The following is a 25,635-nucleotide window of genomic DNA, read 5'->3' as shown; positions in this document are numbered from 1 at the left end:
CTCCTTTTATTGATCTGTAATCAATTCGTATAGCTTGTCTATTCTTGAACCACTACGCAACCAGTCTGTCGGATGCTCTAAAAGCTGACTGACTAATTCAAGATGATGTAACAACGTCCATTTCTTCAAAACCCCCAGACCTGGGAATTTTTGTTGGTGATACAAGCTGATAAGTTCAAGTAATCCTTCCGTGATAAAAACTTGTTGATGATTCTTCATCAACCATACATACATTTTATTGGCTGCTTCCATAAATTTCAATGCTTGATCTTTTGCGGAATCATTGGTATCTGAAACAAAGTGTTTGATTCGCATATTCCCATAGGCATCGATGTATGTAAGATGCAAGGCTAACGCTCGACTGGGAAATCCTTTATCAAAGTAGCGACTACCTTCAATCGTAAAATCGGAAAACCCATGATAGCCATCCATTTGATAAAAAAGATAGTCATCGCTAAAGAAATCATCATTTTTCTCAGCATAGTTCTCTACATGACGTCGTGTTTGAAATTGATCACGGACAATGATTTTATTCTCAGGTAATTGCATGCGTAAGCGACTAGAATCAGGAATGAAAAATGTCGCATTTGTTTCGATCAATGCTTGCCAAATCGCATTTTCTCTAGGTTGATGTTGTCCATCAAAAATAATGAATGGCGGTGGTGATTCAATCATTCTTTCATAATTGCTCGGCGTAATGATCTCTGCCTCTGCTAACGAGCTATCTTCACTGATTGCCCACGTGTGGATCGGTTGATCGAACAGTTTGAACTGACCCACTTGCGGATTCTTTATGATAATCAGCGGATGATTCTTTTTTTGAAACAACTCGACAACATTTTTTAGTGTCGCCGAATCACGTACTGGCTCAATGATGGGCTGGATCTTAGTGGATAAAAGTCCACGATTCAAACTTTCTTTTAATGCAAGTAGATCGAATTGTTTGCCACGTAAATAAGGATAATACATATATTATTCACTCCAATGGTTCAGTTGGCAGACGTCGAATATGACGTTGCTGGCGCAACCAGTCCTGTTCTTGTCGCAAGGCACGATTTTCTTCTTGCAGATCATGGATTGCTTGACTTTCGATTTCTTCGATAAAGCGTTCATAATAACGTTCTTTTGAGAAGGGATCTTGCGTTTCTGAGCGTTTTTTCAATTCTTTATATAGTTGGTCCGAAGGGAAATATTTCACTCCTCGTTCCATTTGTTTGGCTTTTCTGACTTCTCTAAACAAAGATGCCATAAAACGATTGGTCAATGCCTCTTCTGCCACGCCTAATTCACGGCGCATTGCTTTTTTTGCAATAATAAAAGTTCCAGACACAGGCATTTCCTCTTCTATTGCATAGGAACGATAAACTAATACACCAATTTCTGGTGGGATCTCACTTTTGACTTCTTCATATAAATTTTTTGGTAAAACAAAATAATTATAGTGGCCAACAAAGGACAATTTAGCAGTTGAGCGAAAATCAGCTTTTGTGACTTTCAATTCATAACAACGCCATTCTCTTGTTCCATCAAATTTCATTAGACAACTTAATGTGTCAACGATTCCATGATCTTCAGGCATTGTTACTTCCTCGACAACGATTCCTCCTTGTTCGATACAATAATGATACAACGATGATTCAAGCTCGATCGTTAAAGGAGTTTTCATACACTTCACCTCCGAACATACTTTCGCTTTTTATTCTACCTGAAAATCCACCATAATCCAACTGTCATTTTATTTTTTTGTATGCTTCTTATCTAACAGTAAAAAGCAACATAGAAAAGACGAAAAATGCAGCTAAAACATCACATTTTTCGTCTTTTCTGTTGCACTGGTTCTTTATTGATCGATAAAATTCTCGGTTGAGTATTACGCCTAAGTGCTACTCCGTTTTAAAAATTGCACGAATTATTTTTCCCTTAATCTCTTACTCTTTTTCGATTCCTTTTGGAAGATAAAATAAACCATGATTTTCAAATAATTCACCAATCTGAAACAGTAAGTCTTCTCTTCCTCTGGCAGCCATAAATTGGATACCAAGCGGCAATCCTTGTTCACTGACATGTGTAGGGAGACTGATTGCAGGTTGCCCAGTTAAGTTCGCTAGTTGTGTATATGGTGTGATCGCCAAGCTCTCTTCAAACATCGCTGACACGACTGCCAACCCTTCCTCTGCCGATAAATGAGGGACATCAGCCATCTGCTGGCGGATCGAGTCACTTTGCAAGTCAGCTGTGATTTTAGGTGCAGTATCAGCTGTGGTTGGCGAAAGAAACAAATCAAAGGACTCAAATAAGCTTTCCATCGTGACAGCCGCATGATCCCATACGTGCAATGAATGCACATAGTCTGCTGCAGAAAGTTTTTTACCATATTGCCATAATGTCCATGAGATTGGTTCCAGCTCGTTGCTTTCTATCCCCCGCTGCAACCCTTTTTCGATCGACTCGATCATTGCTGCCGTTTCAGCACCATTCATTTGATAATACGAGTTGATCAATGTACGTCCATCTAAAGGATAAGGAATCTCAACAATTTCATGCCCAGATTGTTCCAGAAACTGCTGCGCTTTTTTAATTGCGATTTGAGCTTCTTCGCTCACCTTCGAGCCGATTGGCGAATCAACACAGACAGCGATTTTCAAACGTTCTTTCACTGGGTGTTTTTGCCAAAATGCTGGTGTCACTTGATAAGGTGCCCCACTATTGATTCCTTGTAATGCTTGGAACAACGCTTTTGTATCCCTCATGGATACCGTTAATCCGAAGTCGATGGACGCTCCTTGCCAGCCTCGCCAAGCATTTGGACCGACTGGCATGGTTCCTCTTGATGGTTTCAAGCCAATCAAGCCAGAAAATGAGGCTGGGATACGGATCGAACCGCCGCCGTCACTGGCACCTGCCATAGGAACGATCCCTGCCGCAACTGCCGCCGCAGCTCCGCCACTTGATCCTCCTGGAGAATATGCCAAGTTCCATGGGTTTCGTGCAGGTCCATATAATTGTGGATCGGTAATATTCTTAAAGCCAAACTCAGGCGCATTCGTTTGTCCAAATGGGACTAAACCAGCCTTTTCAACTGCTTGGACATAATTCGAATTTTTAGACGCTCGGTGTTGTTCAAAAATCCGTGAACCAGAAGTTGCTAACCAGTCTTTTTTTTCTTGTCCTAGCATTTTTAAAGGAAATGGTATTCCTCTTAGTAGTGAATCTGTCTCCAGTGGTGGCTGCTTTACATTTACTTGGAAATCAATTGATTCAAGGGTGACAAATGCATTGATTTCTGGATTGAGCTTTTCAATTTTTCGTTTTGTTTCTGTAAAAAGTTCTTCCGAGCTGAATTGCTTTGCTTTTAAACCATTCGCAAGATACGTTGCATCTTTCATGTTCTCCCTCCTCAGTTACGATTATTTTCTCACATGACCGAAAAAGCAACAATGTTTACGCTTAGTCTCTCATTCTAATAGAAAAACACTTGAAGCAGCTGAATGCTTCAAGTGTTTTTCTCTAGTTATAAGCATGAAAGAGAGCTTACGACATCGAGCGTAATTTCCCTCTAAATTCGTCGATTGAATGGTAGCCTTTTTCCGCCATGATCATTTCTAACTCTTTGGTGATGCGATCAAAAATAGCTACTCCCTCTTTGTGAAGCTCCGTGCCGATCTGTAACATACTTGCCCCACATAACAAATGCTCAAATGCATCTTGTCCATTGCGGATACCACCAGTACCGATGATTTTGATCTCTGGTTTCAAGCGGGTATAAAATGCCCGTACATTCGCTAACGCAGTAGGTTTGATATACTCGCCTCCAAGTCCGCCAAAACCGTCTTTTGGTTTGATGACGACTGTTTCACTATCAGTATCGATATAAAGACCATTCCCTACACTATTAATTGAGTTTACATAGGCGATCGGATACTGATTCAAGATTTCTGCCATTTGGTCAAAGTGTGCAAAATCAAAATAAGGGGGAAGTTTGATCCCTAAAGGTTTTGAGAACACTTGAAAGACTTCTTTCAGTAAAGTGGCTGTTGCCTCGAAATCGTAAGCTAATTGTGGTTTTCCTGGAACGTTCGGGCATGAAAGATTCAGCTCAGTGATTCCTTGATAATCACTTTCTTCGATCAACTTCAACATTTCTAGATTTTCCTCTGCACTCATGCCGGCAATCGAGAAAAACAATGGTTGTTCCTGTCCATGCTCTTTCTCGTAGGCCAATGCATAATCCAGATAATAGGAAAACCCTAAGTTTGGTAATCCCATCGAATTGATACTACCAAGTGGCACATCATAATAACGTGGTTCAGGATTTCCTGCTCGCTCATTGATGGTACAACTTTTTGTAATAAAGGCGCCCGCATTCGAATGTGCAAGTTCATCTAATTCAGCTGTAGTCATGCAATGGACACCAGAAGCGTTCATCAAGGGATTTTCAAAAGAATGATTTAAGAAAGTAGTCGTTAAGCTCAAGTTATTCTCTCCTTTTAATAAAGCGTTTTTTCTAGTGTATCATTAAAGCGAACAAAATCAATAAAAATTTATCGCATGTTCGATCAATCATCGACCTCTGAAGACAATACTTCTCCGGTTTGACTATTGATTTTTACATTTGTCGTTTGGTTGCCATTTTTCACTTTGACATCCCAGTAAGTAGTTCCTAATTCTTTATCAAGGTCCCAATCTGTTGCTGTTCCAGCGCCAACTTTTTCAACGGCGATTTTCCCAGCTTCTTCGATCGAGATCAGATTGCTGACATCTAAACCATCTTCTGATTTTTTCTGACCGTTTTGTTCGTCACGATCTAATTGCTCTGGATTTTCTGCCTCAAGTTTTTCGTCCATTGCATTGATTTTCACTGAATATTCGTTTTGATCATCGACACCTTCAATTTTGTAGAAATAGCTTCCCCAATCACTATCCAGTTCTAAGCTAGTGATGGCTGCATCTGGGTATTTGTTTTGGAATAATTCAATCGCGCGATCCGCAGAAACTTTAATATCAGGGTTTGCGGTTTGTGAAGAAGATGAATCAGTAGAAGCAGCAGAACCAGCAGTTGTGCTAGATTCTTCTGTCTTATTCGTAGAAGTTACTGTCGTTTCTGACGACTGGTTGGTCGTACTTGAAGGGGTAGTTGTTTGGTTTGGCTGGCACCCCGCCAAAAGTAGTAAAGAAAATAAGCCTGTAAAAATAACTTTTGATTTCATAACAATTCTCCTTTTTATTAGGTATCTAGTATCAGTATAACGAAAAGAACGAAGACTGTCAGCCAATACCCTGTAAAATCGGTCTGCGGTCTGATTTTTCAAGTAAAAAAAGAACCTATTTTTACACTTGAAAGTAAAAATAGGTTCTTTTCATGTAAATAAAAAAACAGAAAGATCAGTTATTTATTTCCGGTGCATTGGAATCGAATTGTTTCCTGGGTGGACTAACAAGTACTGGATCACATCGATATTGCTCGATTCAAAGGATGCGGCACAGGCTTGTAAATAAAGATCCCACATACGATAGAAGCGATCCCCCATCTCCTGAGTCACTTGTTCTTGAACCGCATGGAAACGTTGCGTCCAATGTTGTAATGTCCATTGATAATCTCGACGTAAACTTTCTAAGTCGATCACTTGTAGATCGTTTTCCGTGATATCCTTAATCAGTTCCGTTACACCTGGTACATAACCGCCAGGAAAAATATATTTATTGATCCACGCATTCGTTGCACCACCTTGTTGTCGGCTGATTCCATGGATCAAAGCAGTTCCTTTAGGTTTCAACAAATCTTTGACTACTTTGAAATATTCAGGTAGATTTTCTGACCCCACGTGTTCGAACATCCCAACACTAGTGATATGATCGAAAGTCTCCCCTTTCAACTCACGGTAATCCATTAGAAACACACGGCATTGTTCTTCTAGATGCTCTTCTTTGATTTTATTGGTGATGAAGTTGTATTGTTCTTCACTTAAGGTAATACCAGTCGCTTTGACATGATATTCTTTTGCAGCAGTAAATAATAAAGTTCCCCAGCCACAACCGATATCCAAGAGGGATTCTCCTTCTTTGATAAATAGCTTGTCTAAAATATGATGGACTTTATTGATCTGTGCTTGCTCCAGACTATCTTCTGGAGTTTTGAAATACGCACAGGAATACGTCAATGTTGAATCAAGCCATAAGCGATAAAAATCATTTCCTAGATCATAATGGGCATGGATATCTGCTTTATTTTGTTGCTTAGTGTGTTTCTCTTTTTTTGGTAACCACTTTAGATAATCTTTGCTACGCAAGAAACTATCGGTATGACTGTAGGCATCGTTGATCAATGATTGGATATTCCCTTCGATTTCAATGCGATGATCCATATAAGCTTCCCCTAAAGAAAGAGAAGCATTTCTCGTCAACTCTTTGATCGGGATCTCTTCATTGAACGTGATTTTGATTTGTGGAGGGTTATCGGTATCCCCATACTGCTTCGTCGTTCCATCCCAATATGTGACTTCTACTGGAAGTGAAAAAGAGTGCGAAAATAGTTGATGATAAATTGTTTTTTCTAACATAATGATCCTCCTAAAACAAAAATTACACTATTACGTTATACCTATTTCGTCAAAGAATCAACAGATTGCATGTAATAAATAAAAGCTTTTTGAAAATTTCAGAAACACAAAAATGAAGAATGCAAGGACAGAAACATTTCTGCTTTCCCTCTTACATTCTTCATTCTTCGATTGGATCAGACTTGGATCGCTTTTGAATCTTTGAAGCCAGTTTTAGCGAAAATCCATAGTAACAATAAAACGGCTATTGTCGACTGGATTCCCATCATCAAGACAAAATCAAAATGGATGAAACCGACAAAACCAGCAATTATCGAACTCACACCTAAAACATTCAACATCAAATTTGCGCTCTCTTTAAAGTTTTTAATTGAAGAAAATTTGCTTTTTCTTGTCAGCCATAAAAAGAATGCAGCGCCGAACAAAATCAAACCAGTCATGATAAACAATAAAATACCTAACGTCAAACTGTAAGATAAAATGATCATCGGTCGATTACTCGCATAAAATTCATTCTCTAAAAACTGTTCAAACTCCTTAGGACTGGTAATTCTCATGAAATCAAATGAGGAGGGATACGACATATTGTATTCTCGTGTTTGTCCATCCTCTTCTTGACGGATCGTCCAACTGGTCTCTTCAAAATTGATTGCGGCTCCTCTTTCTGCCATTTCTTCTTTCGTCAGTGCTGTTCCGATGATGACATCGTTTGTTACACTGATGATCTCAGAGTCAGCAGTTAATCGACCGTTCGTAAGTTGTAGTTCACGTAAGCGTGCCACCCCTTCCTGATCGATCAACGTATTCACCGATAAGAATTGTTCCATCGGGATCGCCGAGACTTGATTCGTATAAAATAAAGTGATCGGCATGACCATAAAAGAAATCAGAAACAGAAAGATCACGATAAATTTTGGCCAAGTGAGTTGTTTTCTACCTAAAAACAACTGTTTTGGACTTCTTAAGCTTGAAAAGTAATTGAGTGGGAATTTATCCATAGCAAACGACTCCTAACCTTTGGTCCCGCCTGATGTCAGTCCGGTCACAAAGTTTTTTTGTAAAAAGAAGAACAATAAACATATTGGTACAGCAATCAAGATCGCCCCTGCCGCAAACAGAGAAACACGTTGGTTGGTTACATCAGAAATGAAAGTTTGTAACCCTACTGCGACTGTTTGATTTTCAGGCGTACGAAGTAGGAAACGTGCCAACATGAAGTCACCAAATGGCCCCATAAATGCCCAAAGCGCTTGGACTGCGATCATTGGTTTGACTAATGGCAAGACAATTTGCAAGAAAATCCTAAAGTGTCCGGCACCATCCAATTTAGCTGATTCATCTAAATCGATTGGGACTGTATCGAAGTATCCTTTCATCAGCCAGGTGTTCATCGGGATTCCGCCACCGATATAGATCATTGTCAAGAACCAGTAACGATCCAATGCACCTAATAAAAAGGCCATCACATAAAAGGCGGTCAATGCTGCCATTGTTGGTACCATTTGGATCACTAGGAAGAACATCAAACTTGATTTTCTTCCGATGAAACGATAGCGACTATACGTATAACCCGCAAGTGTCACAACAGTTACTTGAATGACCATCGTTAAAACAGAAATGATCAACGTATTTTTATACCAAGTTCCATACAACGTCTCACTGAATAAGCGAGAAAAATTATTCAATGTCCAATCACCGGTGAAATCTAAGCTAAAAGCAGCAATATTCCCCGGTTTGAAGGCAGTGCTGGCAGTGATCAATAACGGATAGATGATAATGATCGACAATAGGATCAAAAACACATAAGTAAAGAAATGCGAGAGTCTCCGTTGGAACTTAGCACTTGTACTAAATTTTTTCATGACTAGTCCTCCATTTTGAACGCATTAGTTTTCTTGAATACCAGCAGAGAAACGGCAATAACGATCATCGAAATGATCAGCGTGATCGCAGAAGCCATCGAATACTGTGGCGAGGTCCCGGTGGTCAATTTATAGATCCACGAAATCAAGATATCCGTTGAGCCTGCACCACCACCGACACTTCCTGGTCCTCCATTGTTGAAGAGGTAGATCATGGAGAAGTTATTGAAGTTCCCCGTATACTGTGTGATGAACGTTGGCGCTGCTACAAGAAAGATGGCTGGAAGCGTGATACTTGAGAAACGCTGCCAAGCATTCGCACCATCGATTTTCGCTGCTTCGTAAAGGTCTTCAGAAATCGATTGTAAGATTCCTGTGACCATCACATAGATGTAAGGAAAACCTAACCAACCTTGGATCAAGATGATCGCGACTTTTGTCCAGTTCGGATCAGTTTTCCAAGGGACAGAGGCAATATCTACAAAGGGGATATTGTTCAAGAATGGAATGACTTGTGTGTTGATTGCTCCCACACTATCGTTAAAGATATTTGAAAAACTCATGATCGTGATAAATGCTGGGACTGCCCATGGTAAAAGGAAAATAATTCCAAAAACACGTTTGAACTTGATAAATTTCTGATGCGCGATCACTGCTGTGAATACACCTAACGTAATTTGCAAGGTTGTTGCACAAAGCGTCCAGATGACGGTCCAAGAGAAAACGGCAACAAACGTATTTCGATAAGAACTTAAAAAGAAAATACTGAAGAAGTTTTCTGCCCCCACCCAGTCGATCAAACTTGCTGGTGGAATGTGTTTGAAATCATAGTTTGTAAATGCTGTAAATAATGTCACTAGAACCGGAAAGATGATCGTGAAAATCATCAATAGATACGCTGGTAGCGTCAAAAGATAAGGAAAGCCTTCATCACCCACATTATGTATGACTTCCTTCATTGTTCGATTGATCTTTTTCCCTTCTTTTCTCATGACTGCGACACGTTTCGCATCTAATAGATTGATGAAATAAAAAAATAAAAACAAAGCAGTCAAAATCAATTGCAAGGTTCCTTGAATCAACATAAATAATGAGTGATCTTCCATTGGTACACTACCTAAAGTAACCAAGCCAATCAAGGAATGAAAACCACCTAAAACCATTTGGATGATAAATCCGATAAATAGTGCTAAAAATATGACCCCTTTAAATACTTGACCATTTGCAAATTGACCTAGTCCTGGAATGATCGAACGTAACATCGTGCCTTTGACATTGACCGCTGTATCTTCTTGTTGCATGGTGTTGTTCCCCCCTCTTGATACTAAAAACAGGTGCTGTATGTTGAAGCGCCTTTTTGATAAAAAATCTTCTCACGTCCATCAAAGGTAAAACATGGAGCTGAGAAGCAATTTCCTTCACAGCTCCAACCTTTTTGATGATCTAATTAATATTTTTGTTCAATTGCTTCGCTGATCGTCTTCACCGCGTCATCAGCAGATTCTTTTGGTGTTTTTCTACCTGAACCAGCGTCAAACATCAAGTTTTCTGCGCCTGTCCAAACTTCTGCCATCTCTGGAATATTTGGCATTGCTTGTGCTGTTTCATATTGTTCAATAACCGCAGTCGTCAACTCATCATTCGTGCCTTTTGCTGTTTCACGAGCCGCTTGATTCGCTGGTACTTCGTTGACCATTTCAAAGAATTTTTCTTGGTTTTCTGTATTCGTTACGTAATCTAACCATTTTTGAGCAACTTCTTTATTCTTAGAGTAGTTACTTACGACCCAACCTTTACCTCCACCAAATGGTTGATAAGGTTCACCATTATTCAATGTTGGGATTTTTGATACGCCGTAATTGATGTCGTTTTCTTGATAAGTTTGTGCTTGCCAAGGACCATCGATGATCGCTGCTGATTTGTTTGACATGAATTGTTGGTTGACAAAGTCGCCGGCACTCTTGATATCTTGCATTCCTTTAGGCCAAACATTTTGGAACCAATCTGTGGCATAGCTGATTCCTTCTACTGCTCCTGCATTGTTCAACCCGATTTCAGATGGGTCTGTTCCATCTTCACCAAAGACATATCCACCGTAACCTGAAATCAAGCCATATGAATAATAAAAATCAGTCCATTTTGCTAAAAATCCTGTGTTTGTTCCTTCTTCGGATTCAAAATTGAAACGTTCATCTTTTGCTAACGCTTCCAAATCTTTGAAAGTTGTCGGTGCAGTGTCAACTAGGTCTTTGTTGTAATATAAGACTAATGTCTCGATAACTGCTGGTGCCCCATAGATTTTATCCTCATAAGTCACTTGAGCCTTATCCGTATCATCGTAATCTGCTTCGTTGCCCAATTTTACTTCTGCTAAATGACCTTGTTGACCTAACGCCCCGATTCGGTCATAAGCTGCCATCATGACATCTGGTGCTTTACCTGCGGGTCCGTCCAGCGCAAGCGATTCCAATTGTTCGAACATGTCTTTTTCGACTAATTTGATTTCTACGTCGTTGTCTTCTTCAAATTTTGTTTTGATCTCATTCACATAATCTTTGTAGCCCGAGTCGACAGAAATCGTTAATGTTTTACCATCTTCTTCATTTGCTGCAGTTGATGAACCACCATTACCACAGGCAGCAAGCCCCCCGATAAACCCTAAAGATAATGCACCTAACCCGAATTTTTTTAGCAACTGTTTACTCATTTTTTTTCCTCCGATTCTATTCTATTCCTCTTACAATTTGATTATATGTTTACAAAAGCTCGATTTGCAAACGCTTTCTCTATGTTACCGATAACAACTTAACAAAGGATCAAAAATCCATTCGTTTGGACTTCTGCTTTGCCGTCTTTTAAGATGTCACAATTTTGACTGAACAAAACATCGTTTTCTAAATCAACCAAATACGGTTCTGTTCCTTGATTGAAATAAGCATGAATGGTTTGCTGATCGAGATGACGAGTCAAATGGATTAGTTCGTTTTTATCGTCGACCGATCGCCAAGTCAGATCCCCTTCAATCAACACTTGTTGCACTTGTTTACGCACACAGATCAATTCTTTGACGAACCCCTTCAATTCAAGATCTTGCTGATCCTTTTCCCAGACCATACATTTTCGACAATCAGGATCATCATGACCTGTCATACCGATTTCTGTTCCGTAGTAGATACAAGGCGCCCCTTTTTGTAAGAACATGAAAGCTAACACTGATTTCATCAGCTCTTTGTCCTCTTTACACAAAGTCAAGATTCTTGCTGTATCATGAGAATCCAATAGATTGAACGTTCCTTCATTGACTTGATCGCGATAAAGCATTTGCTGGTGATTCATGCCACTGACCATTTGTGTTGGAGTGATTTTTTTATGGACGAAATAGTCTTTGATCGAATCCATAAAGGCGTAGTTCATCACCGCATGGAATTCATCGCCTTGTAACCAAGCTTGAGAAGAATGCCAGATTTCCCCTAAGATATAGATATCAGGTTTAATCGTAGTGACCGCTTCTCTGAATTTCTTCCAAAAATGATGATCCACTTCATTCGCCACATCTAATCGCCAACCATCGATATCAAATTCTTTGACCCAATACGTGGCAATATCTAATAAATACTCTTGTACTTCTTGATTTGCTGTATTGAGCTTAGGCATAAATGGCGTAAAGGCAAATGTGTCATATGCCAGATTTTCAGCTGTTTCTGGAACATCTGTCATTTGATAGGCATCCACTGGAAAAGAATGGATGTGGAACCAGTCTTTGTAGCGGGATTTCTTCCCATGTTCGATCACATCTTGCCATTGTGGCGCATGACTACCCATATGATTGAACACGGCATCCAGCATGATCCGAATCCCTTTATCATGCGCTTTTGTGATCAACTCTTTCAACAGTTCTTTATCACCAAACTGAGGATCGACCGCATAGTAATCGATCGTGTCATACTTGTGATTCGAGGTAGCTTCAAAAACAGGACAGAAATAGATTCCTGTGATTCCTAGGTCGGCTAGGTAATCGAGATGATCGATCACCCCTTGAAGGTCTCCTCCAAAGAAATCTTCCCGATCTGGGTCTTTACTTCCCCAAGGTAACGTACCTTTAGGATCATTTGTTGGATCACCATTCGCAAAGCGTTCAGGGAATATTTGATACCAAATCGTTTGTTTTGCCCATTCAGGTACTTTGAAGCGATCGATTTGTTGAAAATATGGCATACGGAAATAGTAGTTTGCATTCGCCAATGTTTCTTCTTGATATGGGAATATTCCTTGGTCTCCGTAAAAACAATCCATCCCATCAATTCCCACGATGTGAAAGCCATATTGCAATCGTCTTGTATCACTCGTCAATTCGATTTCCCAGTAATCATGAAGAAGTGTACTTAACCCTTTTTTCATTAGTTGTTCTTTTAAATACCAATTTTCTGAGAAAATCGTATACGGATCTCCGCTGATCACAGAAACTTGTTTGACATCATCTTTACTTGTACGTAAGCGAATCCGCATCGTTGTTTCACTGTATAAATAAGCAAATTCACTTTCGGGTCGATGATAAATTGCTGCAGTATTCATTTCAGTCCTCCCTTGTCTTTCAGTTAACAAAAACAACTATAAAAGATAAATAACCAAAAGACAACGCTTACATTACTGTTATCGGTAACAAGATTTTTAGCAAAAAAAGATGAATGACACACTGTTTACAAAACATGCGTGATTCATCTTCTTAAATACTATTTAATTCTATACGTTTTTTTATCGTACGCATACTTCAATAACTGATTTTCTTGCCATGTGACACCAATCCCTGATTGACCAGGAATCATCAAAAGTCCATCTGTGATTCTTGCTTTTGGTTCGACGATATCATCATGGAAATAGCGATCAAAAGCAGACAAATCTCCTGGAAAAGTAAAACAATCTTGACTTGCAAAATGCAGATTCATCGCTCGACCGACTCCGGATTCAAACATGCCACCTAACCAAACGAGCAAGTCATTTTCCTGACAAAAATCGACGATCCTTAATGCTTCAGTGATCCCTCCCACTCTAGGGATCTTTAAATTGATGGCTCGACAACTTCCCAATGCGTGAGCTGTTTTTACGTCTTCCAATGTTCGGATATTCTCATCAAGACAAACAGCTGTTTTGATTTTCTTTTGAAGTGTTGCATGATCAACATAGTCACGAGGGTGAAAAGGTTGTTCGATCATCGCAAGCTTCAAGGCATCCATTTGCTTGAATAACGGCAGATCGCTGATCGTATAAGCAGAATTTGCATCTGCCATCAATTGGATCTCTGGATATTGCTCACGCAACGCTTGCAGTGGCACTATGTCATTGCCAGGAGTGATTTTCAACTTGATTCGTTGGTACCCTTGATCAATGTAAGCTTTTGCAGTGGCAAGTAAATCTATCGGATTGTCGTGGACACCAATACTGACTCCTACAGGAATCGCTGATCGATCAGCAGAAAACAACTTTTGTAATGGGCGTCCTATTCGACGAGCATAAAGATCCCAAACAGCTGTTTCGACTGCTGATTTTGCCATAAAATTCCCTTGCGTATGCTTAAAAGCTGCCCAAATTTCTTCTGGATGTGAGAAGTCAAGCTCGAATAAACAAGGAATCAGTTCTTTTTGTAATACTGACCGACTCATTTCGATCGTTTCTTCAATGTAATCCGCACGTTCAAAAGCGACCAACTCGCCTATCCCCTGATTGCCTAACTCGTCTTCCACGATCAACAAATCAAAAGCTTTTGTTTCCAAACGACCATAACTCGTTCTAAAAGGTGTCACTAAGGGTAGTCGCAAACAGTACTGTTGGATGTTGACTATTTTGATGGCGTCCACTCCCTTTCCATTTCATTGATCCAGGTAGTTACAGTTGTTTCAAATAGCCTAGGTTGCTCGATGTGACAACAGTGCCCGCAATCAGCAAGGATCTGGAAACGAAAAATCTCTTTAACGTCTGTCAATTGTTTTCCAATCCTATGGAACTTCTCATCCTTTTGACCAACAAGATACAATAGTGGACATTCGATGTTCGCTAGATCTGGCCAATAATTTTTTTGTGCGCCAGTTCCCATATAGTAAAGACTCAACGCTAAACCTAGCTTATTTTGAGCAAGTCGCTCGTTTCTCACTCTACTTTTTTGTTCCAAGGATAGCGCCTGTTGTGAAGCGAATAATGGCAACTTCTCCCAATCATCAACAAAATCACTCAGAGGCTCTCTCAATAAACGTAAAGCAAGTTTTCGATCAGCTTTTTTACGATGGTTTCGTTGTTGCTCATCTGTAATCCCAGCAGTCCCGCCTTCTAAAATCAGACCTTTGATCCCTTGGGGTTGTTCGAGCGCCCAAGCAATTGCCACTCGGGCACCCATCGAGTAGCCCAATACATAGAAAGAGGGAATTTCTAATAACGAAACTAAACTCGCCAAATCAGCGACTAGTGACGTGAGTTGGTAACGGTAAGGATGCAGGTAAACCGCTGTTTTTCCATGACCGATCAAATCGATGGCTAAATAATTCAACTTAGAGTTCTCAAACATAAACGTTTGTGTACTACCGGTGAAGCCATGTAAACAAATGACCGTTGGTTGCGTGAGGTCAGGTTGCTGTAACCAACGATAATGGTAAGTGGCACCACGAACAGTCTTAACTGGCATCAGTCTATTTCCTCCTGATAACGACGCTTTACTTGTTCCCATAATTGGACAGGTTCTTTTTGTTGTCCCTTGATTTCAATCAATGTCCAATCCCCTTGATTCCGGCTTTTTTCAATCGCTTGCTCAAACTCTTTACTTGAAGTTGGTTGTATATAATGACCATTATATAAATCTGCTACTTTCTCTAATTCTAAATCAAGTGGTGTACCAAACAATGGTTCAAAATCAGTCTCTGAAAGTTGGTTTTGGGGAAGAAAAGAAAAGATTCCCCCACCATTGTTGTTTAATACGACTAAAGTAACAGGTAAATGATAACGTCGAATTAGCGCCAACGCGTTCATGTCATGAAACAGCGCAAGATCGCCGATCAAGACAAATATCCGCTTATTCCTTGCCAAAGCTATTCCAGCAGCTGTAGAAATCAACCCGTCGATCCCGTTGATCCCTCGATTCCCATAGATCGGAAATGATTCTCTAGTCGGCGAAGCAAAACGATCAACAAAGCGGATCGCGTTACTATTTGCCAAAAATAAAGCTTCCCCTGATTTTATCGCTTGCAATAACTGGCAACTAGCATTGCTTTCGCTCCATTCATCAATAGACAATTCTTTAGTGATGACTTCTCTCGCTTTTTGATAAGCTTTTTTCCATTGCGCCAACCATTCGTCAGAGGTTGGCGTAGGTATTGCATCCAAAGTTTCCGGTACTAGTTTACAGAAATCAAGCACGCTGATTTGAATAAAACTTGTTCCTAAATGTAATGGATCACGCCATTCTTCCTCATCGATCAAGACATAGTCAGAAATAGCTTCGTGATGTTTTTTTAAATAAAGCATTACATTTTTAGCTACAGGAAGATTACCAAATTGCCAAATGACTTCAGGTGTTTCAGGAACCGGTCCAGAAAAAATCAAATCTGCATGCGGGAGATAGGCGTCACTCATTTGTTGACAAGCACCTAGATTCGCCAAGGGATCACCAATTATCGGCCATTGTAGAGATGTTGCTAAAGTAAGCAACGCTTTTGCCTCATCAGGTGTCAATTCTTTCCCGACGATCATCAATCCTTTTTTTGATAGCCAAGGAACAAGCTCTGGCATTTGCTTCGACACAGATTGAGCAGCCCGTTTTTTCGGATGAAAAGAGACATCAAGAGAAAAAGCTAAATCAGGCAATAATGGCTCTCTAAATGGCAGATTGATCTGAATAGGACCAGCCGGTACACGCATCGATTCATAAGCACAATTGGCGCCGTGCCAATAGCTATAACGAAGCATCTCCGGAGTACCTTCAGGAAGCGCTAATTCGACAAACTTTTTGACATGTGACCCAAATAACTTTTGCTGGTCCATCGTTTGTGGCGAACCAACACCGCGGGCCTCTGGTGGACGGTCTGCTGTGAGCAATAGTAAAGGAATATTTGTTGCTTTTGCTTCACAAACCGCTGGAAAAAAGTTCGCTGCGGCAGTACCAGACGTACAAAGAACCCCAACTGGTTGCTTCAATGCTTTCGCCATACCTAATGCAAAAAAAGCCGCAGACCGTTCGTCTACATTCACTGTTATTGTGATTTCAGGGTCTCTATGAAGCAATAAGGCAAGTGGTGTCGATCGTGAACCGGGACTGATCACGACATTTTTAAGTCCGCCTTCTTTCATTCCCTTGATGAATGCCAATAAATAAGCAGTCATCTCTTGTTGTCTAGTCATCCTCTCACTCCTCTAAGCATTGGTTGGAATTTTAGTAATGTTTCTTGGCGTTCTGTCTCAGGATCAGAATCCGCAACAATGCCACAACCTGCATATAATATTCCTTCGGTTTCAGTCAAGATGCCCGAGCGGATGCCTACAGCAAACTCACCGACATCCTCGAATGGGTCCAACCACCCGATTGGTGCACCGTACAATCCTCTACCAAAAGGTTCATGTTCTTTGATCCATTGCAACGCCAGTTCTTTCGGTTCACCACCTAAAGCAGGTGAAGGATGGATCAATTCAACCGCATCGATCAATGAGACTCCCTGCTGACGTTTTCCGGAGAAAGTCATCGCCAAATGTTGGATGTCGCGGTTTTTTAATAACCGGCGGGAAGAAACAGCGACATCACCTGCAACAATATCCGCTAATTGATCCTCTAATCGTTGCGCAACAATTCCGTGTTCTTGCGTATTTTTAGAGTCTTTTAAAAGTTCTTTCCCGATTTCTTGGTCTTCCTGCATAGTAGACCCTCTAGGCGCCGAACCGGCAATGCCGGCGGTCATAAATTGACTTTTCGTTCCTTGGATCAATCGTTCTGGGGTAGCACCTATGAAAGCATGTTGAACGGATGCTAAAAGAAATAAATAAGTTTCTGGTTGTTGTTCAGCTAACCGTTGAAGAATTTGAGTTGTCGACCGGAAAGATCCATGTATTGCCAATTGTCTTGATAAGACGACCTTTTTAAGCGAAGTGGCTTCGAGTGTGATTTCTTTCCTCGCATCGTCTACATTGTGTAGGAAAGCTGGAACTGCCAACTCTTCTGACGATACAAGAACATTTGCTGATTGTTCTTGTTCTTCGCCTTGTAATAGTGCATGAACAATGCTATCCAAACATTCAAAATTTTTTAAAAGACTTTGAGTTGTTGCATCTTTTTTTCTAATTGTCAAAATAACTTGAATCCTAGAATCTATTCGCTTGAAAAGAATACTTGGTAGAATGAAGAAGCCAGATTCAAGCTTACCCCAAATCTTCTCTTTCTGATTGGTTCGATCAAATGGAAATCCACCAAAGAGCAAAGGAGCATCATTCCTGTCCGATACATTTAAAAAACTTTTAGAAAACTCTAGGGAAAATTCGTTGATACTAGAGGGTTTAGACTCATATTTCTCATCAAATAAATTTTCTCCTACTCCTAAGAGTTCAAATTTCTCATCGGGAGTACACCAGTAAAAGCGATCACCATTTGATGGGACTAAAGAAAAGAGTTTTTTTAACGTTTTTCCGGCAAGCTCATAGCTATAAGTAAAATAGTGATAATGTTTCAAAATTTAGTCTTCGATTGAGCTATCTAATTTGATATTCAATATAATTCACTCTTTCTTCTGTCATAAAAAGACGTTTGATTGGTTTCCCGGTCGCGGTCTTTGGTATTTCAGAGACACAGTAGATTTTACTTGGATGCTTGTAACGTGCTAATGGCGCTAATAGCTCAGTGATTTCTCTATCAGTCAGGGGTTCATTTAATTTCAAATAAGCTACAGGTGTTTGTCCCCACGTTTCATCCGAGGTACCTACGACAGCGACCTCCGCAATTTTATTGCAAGTTAATAGTACTCGCTCAATTTCAACAGGGAAAATGTTCTCTCCCCCTGAAATAATGCGCTCACTCATGCGACTGACAATAAAAAGATAATCTTCATCATCAAGATACCCCCAATCGCCAGTACGAAACCAGCCATCCTCTGTCCATGAATCTGGACTGACTTGATTCAAGTAATGGTCGATGATCGATGGTCCTTGGACTAATATCTCTCCCATTTGATCTGATTTCGTATCTTTTTGGATGCGGATCGATACCCCAGACAAAGCTTTACCAGAAGAACCGATTTTTGCTTCGAATGACTCCGGAGAAAGTGCGACGATCTGTGAACAGGTTTCTGTCATGCCATAAGAAAGCATCACAGGAATCTGTTTTTCCATACATGCTTGCATCACTTGTCCTTCCCCCGGCCCTCCCCCTAATAATACTTTTTTGAATGAGGAGGCATAACCCTTTTCTGGGATCAGTGGTTCAAGGTCCTTCAACATTTTGCTGACTAATGAAATATAGTTACCTCTCCCATTTGTTAAGAGTTGATGGACTTGTTGAGGAGAGAATCCCTGCAACAGAACCACTTGGATACCTAAAGCAAGTGAGCGTAACAAGATGGACAAACCACTGATGTGATAGAGCGGCACACAGCAGATCCAGCAATCTGAACGGTCCACTTCTAAACTTAGCGCAGTCGCTTGGCTACTCGCATAGTGATTGGCGAATGTTTGCGGTACGCCTTTCGGTTTGCCTGTCGTTCCAGAAGTATACATGATTGATGCGATTGCCTCTTCTTGATACCCCTCATCAAACCAATCCTGCGGCTGTACCGCGCGTAATTCCGCAGGATCGGGAAATGAATACCAAGTGATTTGATCGTTGACCGCCAATTTTTTGGCAGAAATAAGAATAGATGTCCCTGCATCTGCCATCTGTTCACTGATCTCTTTCATCGTCAAGCGTGTGTTGATAAACTGGATCTCTTTTCCTAACTCCCATAATGCTAAGATCGTTAAATAGGCATCTAAATCATTTTCACAGTACAAGGCAATTCGTTCACTCGTTTTGGGTAATAGTCGGTGATAATACTCTGCAAAACTCTGAACGTGTGATGCCAACTCGCGAAAAGACAAACATTGGTCGTTCCACTGACAGGCTGGTGCATCTGGATGAAGCATTGTTTGTTTTTGCAACCAGCTATTAGGTTGAGGTTTAAGGGAACTTAGGAAATTGGTCAAAATCAGGTTCTCTTTTTTCTTTAAATGCGTCGCGCCCTTCTTGTGCTTCATCCATCGTGTAATATAGAAGCGTCGCATCTCCTGCCAATTGTTGGATACCTGCTAAGCCATCCGTATCTGCGTTCATTGCCGCTTTGATCATTCGTAGAGCTAAGGGGCTTTTCTTCAACATCTCTTCTGCCCATTCAACCGTCACGTCTTCTACTTGTTCGATCGGTACGACCGTATTGATCCAATTCATTGCTAACGCTTCTTCGGCACTATATTGCTTTGTCATGAACCAAACTTCTTTCGCTTTTTTATGTCCAACGACCCGAGCCAAATAACCTGACCCATAGCCACCATCGAAACTGCCAACGTTAGGCCCGGTTTGACCGAATTTCGCATTCTCTGCTGCAATTGTGATATCACACACAAGCTGTAAGACATTCCCACCACCAATCGACCAACCTTTGACCATCGCGATCACTGGTTTAGGAATGACTCGGATCAACCGTTGCAAATCTAGTACATTCAGACGCGGAATTTGGTCTTCACCAACATACCCACCATTTCCTCGAACTTTCTGATCACCACCTGAACAGAATGCTTTGTCACCAGCTCCTGTTAAAATAATGACACCGATATCTTGACGATCACGACTGATCGTAAAAGCTTCGATCATCTCAAAAACTGTTTTTGGTGTAAAAGCATTATGGACCTCTGGGCGATTGATCGTTATCTTAGCAATCTTCCCGTATTGTTCAAATAGGATCTCGTCATATTCCTTGATTGTTTTCCATTCTCTCATCTCTATCTCCTCCTAAAATTCATTAAATTTATTATACACAAGAAAAAAGAAAACGTTTGAGTATCTTAAAATAAATTTAGAATTTCTGTTATACTAAAAAAAACTAGATAGGAGCAGAATTATGGATCTATTACAACATCTTGGAGTCGAAATACTGTCAGTTACACCTAAAGAAGTCCAATTGACTTTAGCAATTGAAGAAAAGCATCACCAACCTTATGGCTATTTGCATGGGGGAATCAATGCTGTATTGATCGAAACGGCTTGTAGCATTGGGGCTAACGAATATTTACAAGCCCCCCACTTTGCTGTAGGGATCGATCTGCAAGTCCAACACTTGAATAAAGCCTCTGCAGGTACATTGAAAGTGGTCGCACATCCTGAAAAAGTCGGGAAAACTATTCACTTTTGGCAGGCAACGATTTATTTAGATAATGATTTGAAAATCGCTACAGGTCAATGCACATTGCTGGTCAATTAGCTTTTATAAATAGTTTCTATAAATATCGAGTCAGTATGAAGCAAAAAATACACGTTTTGTTCCATTTCATAATTGTTTTTATTAATTGGTGTCCACCATTTCGACCCATTTTATCTTTTAACGATTCATCATAAAGTTAGGTTTATCTAACTTTCTTTTTCAACTTTGTTAACTTTTATACAAAATTAATGTATAATGAAAATAGTTGGAAATAAATGTATAGTAGGAAGTGGATAAATGAAACACGGTAGAAATATAATTTGGACATACATTAAAATAGTGTTTGCTTTAACTATTTTAGCTATCAGTATCAACATGTTTTTAGGTCCGCATCACATTGCAGCTGGTGGCGTAAGTGGACTTGGTATTTTACTTGAGTCAGCTTTAGGGTTGAACCGAGCAACAGTCATACTGGTTTTGAACATCATCATGTTAGTCTTAGCTTTGGTCTTTTTAGGCAAGAAACCTTTCTTTAAAGTATTATTTGGTAGTTTAGTCTTCCCAGCGATCATTGAGATCGTTCCAGAGTATATGATCACGCCTGATCGTCTCTTGTCAGTCATTTTCGGTAGTGCGATCTTTGCTTTAGGTGTAGCTATCTTATACAAGAATAATTCATCTAGTGGCGGTACCACGATCCCTCCCCTGATCTTCAAAAAATACTTCAATTTGAGTCCTTCCATTGGACTTTTGATGACCGACGCTGTCGTTGTTTCCTTAACCTTATTTGTTTTTGGATTTGATGAATTTCTCTATGCGATTCTGTCGATCGTAATTACATCCATCGTAATGAATTACATTGAAACAGGAACCAATCGTCAAAAATCGATCATGGTTCTAAGCGAGAATCATCTTTTAGAAATCCATACACGTTTAAGTCAAGAGATTGGACGTGGGTTCACGATCCTAGAAGCTAGAGGCGGTTATAGTAATCTATCAAAAGAAGTTTTATTGATGGTTGTCACTGACCAAGAATTTTCTAAAGTCAAACCGATAATTGAAGAAATCGATCCGAATGCTTTTGTCATCGTCAATAGTGTAGCAGAAGTCATGGGTAGTGGATTTACGTACCATCCGATCGAATGATGTCACAATTAAAATGAACGGACCTATTCCTTTAAAAAAGTCTACTCTTGGTTTTTATTCATAAATCAGGAGTAGACTTTTTTACAAGCAAGTTAATTGCTCTACCTAATTAAATTGTGTACAATTTAATTGTATCAAATATAAAAAGAGGAGTGATTTTTTAATGAAAAAAATGTATTCAACAAAAATGATCAATACTGGCGGACGTTCTGGGGAAGTACACAGTCCAGATCACTCATTCGAGCTTAACATTGCAGCTCCAGGTAAACGTGTAGACGATGCAACAAATCCGGAACAATTGTTTGCCGCTGGTTTTAGTGCATGTTTCAATAGCGCACTAGACTTGATCAAAACACAAAAAAATATTGACGGTGCATCAACGATCAGCGCTCAAGTATCTCTATATGCAGAAAGTGAAATGAGTTTTGTTTTAGGTGTTGAGATCGAAGGTTCAGTTGAAGGTTTATCAATTGAAGAAACACAAGAATTACTAGAAGCTGCACATAAAGTTTGTCCTTATTCAAAAGCAACAGCTGGCAATATTGAAGTTACTTTGACAGCCGTAGAGAACTAGATTTTTTTAGAAAAAACAAGTATGCTATGAAGTAGCACATTAGGAGGTGGTCTATTTGGAGGAGTTATTACTAAAAAATCAATTATGCTTTCCTTTATATGCCACCTCTAAAGAAATTACTCGTTACTATACACCCTTGTTGAAGCCACTGGATCTTACTTATACGCAGTATCTTGTTTTACTTGTTTTATGGGAGAGAAAACAAATCACCATGAAGGAGTTAGGCCAGATCTTGTGTTTGGATTCAGGAACTTTGACTCCTGTAATAAAGAAATTAACTACTAAGCAGTACATCACTCGTAAAAGAGCTGATTCAGATGAACGGGTAACTATTCTATCTCTAACTGAACAAGGACTTTTGTTGCAAGATCAAGCAAAAGACATCCCTGAAAAAATCCTTGAATTTTTACCTTTAGATGAAGAAGAATTATCTATGTTGCTTCATTTGACTAAAAAAATGCTTAAAAATTTTAATAAAGAACAAGATGCTCGGTAATTCAATTACCGGGTTTTTTTTCGCTTGATTTTACAACTTATAAGAAGCGGCAATCATTTTATTAGTAATTTTCCTTTTATCGGCTTAATATAGAATTAAAAAAAGGAGGTTATTATAATGTGTACATCTATTACTTACACAACTAACGATCATTATTTTGGTCGGAATTTGGATTTAGAGGTTTCTTATAATGAACAGGTGACGATCACTCCAAGAAATTATCCTTTTGTTTATCGAAAAGTCCCAAAGCAAGAGTCTCATTATGCGATCATCGGTATGGCAGCAGTTGTAGATAACTACCCCCTCTATTATGATGCAACAAATGAAAAAGGTTTGAGTATGGCTGGTTTGAATTTCCCTGGGAATGCCCATTTTTTTGACGAAGATCCTGAAAAGACCAATATTACACCATTTGAATTTATTCCATGGATATTGAGTCAATGTAAAAATGTAGAAGAAGCTCGTACGTTATTAGCAGACATCAATTTAGTCAACATCAATTTCAGTGAAGAACTACCGTTATCTCCTCTTCATTGGATATTAGCGGATCAAGAAACATCAATTGTTATCGAATCAGTTGCCGAAGGCTTAAAAATTTATGATAATCCAATCGGTGTATTAACAAATAATCCAACCTTTGACTATCAATTATTTAACTTGAATAACTATCGATCAGTCTCACCGACTACCCCTAAAAACCATTTTTCCGATGAACTTGATTTATCGGTCTATTCTCGTGGGATGGGTGGATTAGGCTTACCTGGAGATTTATCATCTGCTTCTCGTTTTGTTAAAGTTGCATTTACAAAATTAAATTCCGTCAAAGCAACGACGGAACAGGAAAGCGTTAGTCAATTCTTCCATATCCTAAAATCGGTCGAACAACAAAAAGGCCTCTGTGATGTTGGTAATGGGAAATTTGAGTATACGATCTATTCTTCTTGTTGCAATGTAGATAAAGGAATCTATTACTACACGACCTACACAAATAGCCAAATCAATGCAGTCGATATGACGAAAGAAGATTTAGATAGTACAGAATTACTCACCTATCCGTTGATTGAAGAAGAACAAATCCACTATGTTAACTGATTAATCATTTTCTACGCAAAAACGCCTTGAAACATTCCGTTTCAAGGCGTTTTTTACCTATTACAATCATTAATTCATTTTTCTAAAAGTAACCATGCTCATTCCTGTGATCAGCAGACCAAACATCCATGTAAAGAAGCGATTGTGCTCTCCCGTTTTAGGTAATTGCTTCGTTGTTTCCTCTGTTGATGTTGCAGAATTCTTATCATTAGCTACTTGATTTAATGAGTGAGCTATTTTTGTCACTGGCAGAATTTCTTTCGCACTTTCAGACGATTTTTTATTTACCAGTACATCTGTCGTATCAATATGTGGAATTGATTGTTTTCGAATTTGAGACAATGGTTTTACTTGTTCAGGTATTGTGATCGTTGGCTTTTTGCCTTCGGGGTGGATTTGTGGTTCAATCACTTCTCCATCACCATGTCCACCATTTCCATCATTTCCATCTTCCCCGTTATCTCCTTCATAGTTTCCATTGTTGCCCTCTGGTTTATCCGGTTTTACATCTGGATTCTCATCCGGATTATTCGGTGTTACATCTGGGTTTTCATCTGGATTATCCGGTGTCACATCTGGATTTTCGTCTGGATTATCCGGTGTCACGTCTGGGTTTTCGTCTGGATTATCCGGTGTTACATCTGGATTTTCATCTGGATTATCCGGTGTCACATCTGGGTTTTCATCCGGATTATCCGGTGTCACGTCTGGGTTTTCGTCTGGATTATCTGGTGTCACGTCTGGGTTTTCGTCTGGATTATCTGGTGTTACATCTGGGTTTTCGTCTGGATTATCCGGTGTGACATCTGGATTCTCATCTGGATTATCTGGTGTCACATCTGGATTTTCATCTGGATTATCCGGTGTCACGTCTGGATTTTCATCTGGATTATCTGGTGTGACATCTGGGTTTTCATCTGGATTATCCGGTGTTACGTCTGGATTTTCGTCTGGGTTATCCGGTTTAGGATTTGGATTTGGATCTGGCTCAGTCACGCCACCTGTTCCGCCCGCTTTTTGTTCAACTGTTTGACATTGACTATATGGTGTCAAATGATGTCTATCTCCAGGTTGACCATCTGCCACTTTTACAGAGAATAAAGCAGGTCTATTGATTGGTTGTGTCAATGTAATATTAAACGTAAAAGTTGCTAGTTTATTATTGAATACAAGTGAAGCTGGATCATGTTCGATCTTCAAGGCTGGATCAACGTTTTCAAATTGAACAACAGACTGTAAAATCGGTTGGATATCCCCTGAATAAGTCACCAGTGCTTTCACCGTGATCGTCTCTCCTAGACTAAGTTTCATGATACCTGAGTTTGCTGAAGCATGTTCTTCTAAAAATTTGATTTGATTCACATTTGCCCAGCCTGAATGTGCAGCTAGTTGTGCCACATCATTGCTAGGTTGTTCATCTGTCTGTGCAGCTTCGACTGATACAGAAACACTACTCAGTAAAACAGAAGCAAAGAGAAGACTTAAATATTTCATGAGA

23 protein-coding genes are annotated in these 25,635 nt (G+C 39.7%); 5 read left to right on the top strand and 18 right to left on the bottom strand.

Going from position 1 to position 25,635, the window contains the following annotated elements; genetic code table 11:
* Positions 1-6: 6 nt before the first annotated feature.
* The 17 genes from CUS89_RS10180 to menB form a co-directional block, all read right to left on the bottom strand.
* Positions 7-969 carry a sce7725 family protein gene (locus tag CUS89_RS10180; protein ID WP_104872037.1) on the bottom strand — a complete coding sequence of 321 codons (963 nt, stop codon included), beginning with the start codon at positions 967-969 and terminating at the stop codon, positions 7-9.
* 7 nt (positions 970-976) lie between these two features.
* The gene (locus tag CUS89_RS10175; RefSeq protein ID WP_104872036.1) at positions 977-1,666 is read right to left on the bottom strand and encodes a hypothetical protein; all 690 of its coding nucleotides are present in this window, start codon (positions 1,664-1,666) and stop codon (positions 977-979) included.
* Between the two features lie 262 nt (positions 1,667-1,928).
* Positions 1,929-3,386 carry an amidase gene (locus CUS89_RS10170; RefSeq protein WP_104872035.1) on the bottom strand — a complete coding sequence of 486 codons (1,458 nt, stop codon included), beginning with the start codon at positions 3,384-3,386 and terminating at the stop codon, positions 1,929-1,931.
* 145 nt (positions 3,387-3,531) lie between these two features.
* Positions 3,532-4,473 (bottom strand): dihydroorotate oxidase, encoded by a 942-nt coding sequence (locus tag CUS89_RS10165; RefSeq protein WP_104872034.1) that lies wholly within the window; start codon positions 4,471-4,473, stop codon positions 3,532-3,534.
* A gap of 83 nt (positions 4,474-4,556) precedes the next feature.
* The gene (locus tag CUS89_RS10160) at positions 4,557-5,207 is read right to left on the bottom strand and encodes a PepSY domain-containing protein (protein WP_104872033.1); all 651 of its coding nucleotides are present in this window, start codon (positions 5,205-5,207) and stop codon (positions 4,557-4,559) included.
* A gap of 183 nt (positions 5,208-5,390) precedes the next feature.
* Positions 5,391-6,557: an SAM-dependent methyltransferase gene (locus CUS89_RS10155; RefSeq protein WP_104872032.1), complete on the bottom strand. Its 1,167-nt coding sequence runs from the start codon at positions 6,555-6,557 to the stop codon at positions 5,391-5,393.
* Between the two features lie 176 nt (positions 6,558-6,733).
* A complete protein-coding gene (locus tag CUS89_RS10150) occupies positions 6,734-7,555 on the bottom strand; it encodes a maltodextrose utilization protein MalA (RefSeq protein WP_104872031.1) in 822 nt (273 codons plus the stop codon).
* Positions 7,556-7,567: 12 nt separating this feature from the next.
* A complete protein-coding gene (locus CUS89_RS10145) occupies positions 7,568-8,419 on the bottom strand; it encodes a sugar ABC transporter permease (RefSeq protein ID WP_104872030.1) in 852 nt (283 codons plus the stop codon).
* Positions 8,420-8,421: 2 nt separating this feature from the next.
* The gene (locus tag CUS89_RS10140) at positions 8,422-9,720 is read right to left on the bottom strand and encodes a carbohydrate ABC transporter permease (protein ID WP_104872029.1); all 1,299 of its coding nucleotides are present in this window, start codon (positions 9,718-9,720) and stop codon (positions 8,422-8,424) included.
* A gap of 146 nt (positions 9,721-9,866) precedes the next feature.
* Positions 9,867-11,126, bottom strand: coding sequence for an extracellular solute-binding protein (locus CUS89_RS10135; RefSeq protein ID WP_104872028.1), 1,260 nt, complete (start codon positions 11,124-11,126; stop codon positions 9,867-9,869).
* A gap of 98 nt (positions 11,127-11,224) precedes the next feature.
* The gene (locus tag CUS89_RS10130) at positions 11,225-12,991 is read right to left on the bottom strand and encodes a glycoside hydrolase family 13 protein (RefSeq protein ID WP_104872027.1); all 1,767 of its coding nucleotides are present in this window, start codon (positions 12,989-12,991) and stop codon (positions 11,225-11,227) included.
* Positions 12,992-13,149: 158 nt separating this feature from the next.
* Positions 13,150-14,262, bottom strand: a complete 1,113-nt coding sequence (menC, locus tag CUS89_RS10125) for an o-succinylbenzoate synthase (protein WP_181055352.1) — start codon at positions 14,260-14,262, stop codon at positions 13,150-13,152.
* A complete protein-coding gene (menH, locus tag CUS89_RS10120; RefSeq protein WP_104872025.1) occupies positions 14,253-15,089 on the bottom strand; it encodes a 2-succinyl-6-hydroxy-2,4-cyclohexadiene-1-carboxylate synthase in 837 nt (278 codons plus the stop codon). The genes menC and menH overlap by 10 nt, the downstream gene beginning before the upstream one ends.
* A complete protein-coding gene (gene menD, locus CUS89_RS10115; RefSeq protein ID WP_104872024.1) occupies positions 15,089-16,798 on the bottom strand; it encodes a 2-succinyl-5-enolpyruvyl-6-hydroxy-3-cyclohexene-1-carboxylic-acid synthase in 1,710 nt (569 codons plus the stop codon). The genes menH and menD overlap by 1 nt, the downstream gene beginning before the upstream one ends.
* Positions 16,795-17,931 (bottom strand): isochorismate synthase, encoded by a 1,137-nt coding sequence (locus tag CUS89_RS10110; protein ID WP_104872116.1) that lies wholly within the window; start codon positions 17,929-17,931, stop codon positions 16,795-16,797. Before CUS89_RS10110 ends, menD begins: the two co-directional genes overlap by 4 nt.
* A 202-nt stretch (positions 17,932-18,133) precedes the next feature.
* Positions 18,134-19,558 (bottom strand): o-succinylbenzoate--CoA ligase, encoded by a 1,425-nt coding sequence (gene menE, locus CUS89_RS10105; RefSeq protein ID WP_258082412.1) that lies wholly within the window; start codon positions 19,556-19,558, stop codon positions 18,134-18,136.
* Between the two features lie 34 nt (positions 19,559-19,592).
* A complete protein-coding gene (gene menB / locus CUS89_RS10100) occupies positions 19,593-20,408 on the bottom strand; it encodes a 1,4-dihydroxy-2-naphthoyl-CoA synthase (RefSeq protein ID WP_019723922.1) in 816 nt (271 codons plus the stop codon).
* A 121-nt stretch (positions 20,409-20,529) separates the two neighbouring features.
* Between menB and CUS89_RS10095 the strand changes: the two genes are divergently transcribed.
* The 5 genes from CUS89_RS10095 to bsh all read left to right on the top strand — a co-directional run bounded on the left by CUS89_RS10095 (position 20,530) and on the right by bsh (position 24,137).
* Positions 20,530-20,889: a PaaI family thioesterase gene (locus CUS89_RS10095; protein ID WP_104872022.1), complete on the top strand. Its 360-nt coding sequence runs from the start codon at positions 20,530-20,532 to the stop codon at positions 20,887-20,889.
* A 237-nt stretch (positions 20,890-21,126) separates the two neighbouring features.
* Positions 21,127-21,975, top strand: coding sequence for a YitT family protein (locus tag CUS89_RS10090; protein WP_019723924.1), 849 nt, complete (start codon positions 21,127-21,129; stop codon positions 21,973-21,975).
* A gap of 163 nt (positions 21,976-22,138) precedes the next feature.
* Positions 22,139-22,549 (top strand): organic hydroperoxide resistance protein, encoded by a 411-nt coding sequence (locus tag CUS89_RS10085; protein WP_019723925.1) that lies wholly within the window; start codon positions 22,139-22,141, stop codon positions 22,547-22,549.
* A 55-nt stretch (positions 22,550-22,604) separates the two neighbouring features.
* The gene (locus tag CUS89_RS10080) at positions 22,605-23,045 is read left to right on the top strand and encodes a MarR family winged helix-turn-helix transcriptional regulator (protein ID WP_065095846.1); all 441 of its coding nucleotides are present in this window, start codon (positions 22,605-22,607) and stop codon (positions 23,043-23,045) included.
* 117 nt (positions 23,046-23,162) lie between these two features.
* On the top strand, positions 23,163-24,137 hold the full coding sequence (gene bsh, locus CUS89_RS10075) for a choloylglycine hydrolase (RefSeq protein ID WP_104872021.1): 975 nt from the start codon (positions 23,163-23,165) through the stop codon (positions 24,135-24,137).
* Positions 24,138-24,206: 69 nt separating this feature from the next.
* On the opposite strand, the gene CUS89_RS16530 is transcribed toward bsh, so the two are convergent.
* Positions 24,207-25,631 carry an LPXTG cell wall anchor domain-containing protein gene (locus CUS89_RS16530; RefSeq protein ID WP_104872020.1) on the bottom strand — a complete coding sequence of 475 codons (1,425 nt, stop codon included), beginning with the start codon at positions 25,629-25,631 and terminating at the stop codon, positions 24,207-24,209.
* Positions 25,632-25,635 lie beyond the last annotated feature (4 nt).

It is taken from the genome of Enterococcus mundtii, from assembly GCF_002947535.1.
Lineage (GTDB): Bacteria > Bacillota > Bacilli > Lactobacillales > Enterococcaceae > Enterococcus_B > Enterococcus_B mundtii_B.
The sequence above is the reverse complement of the archived record's forward strand: the minus strand, read 5'-3'. Positions and strand labels throughout refer to the sequence as shown.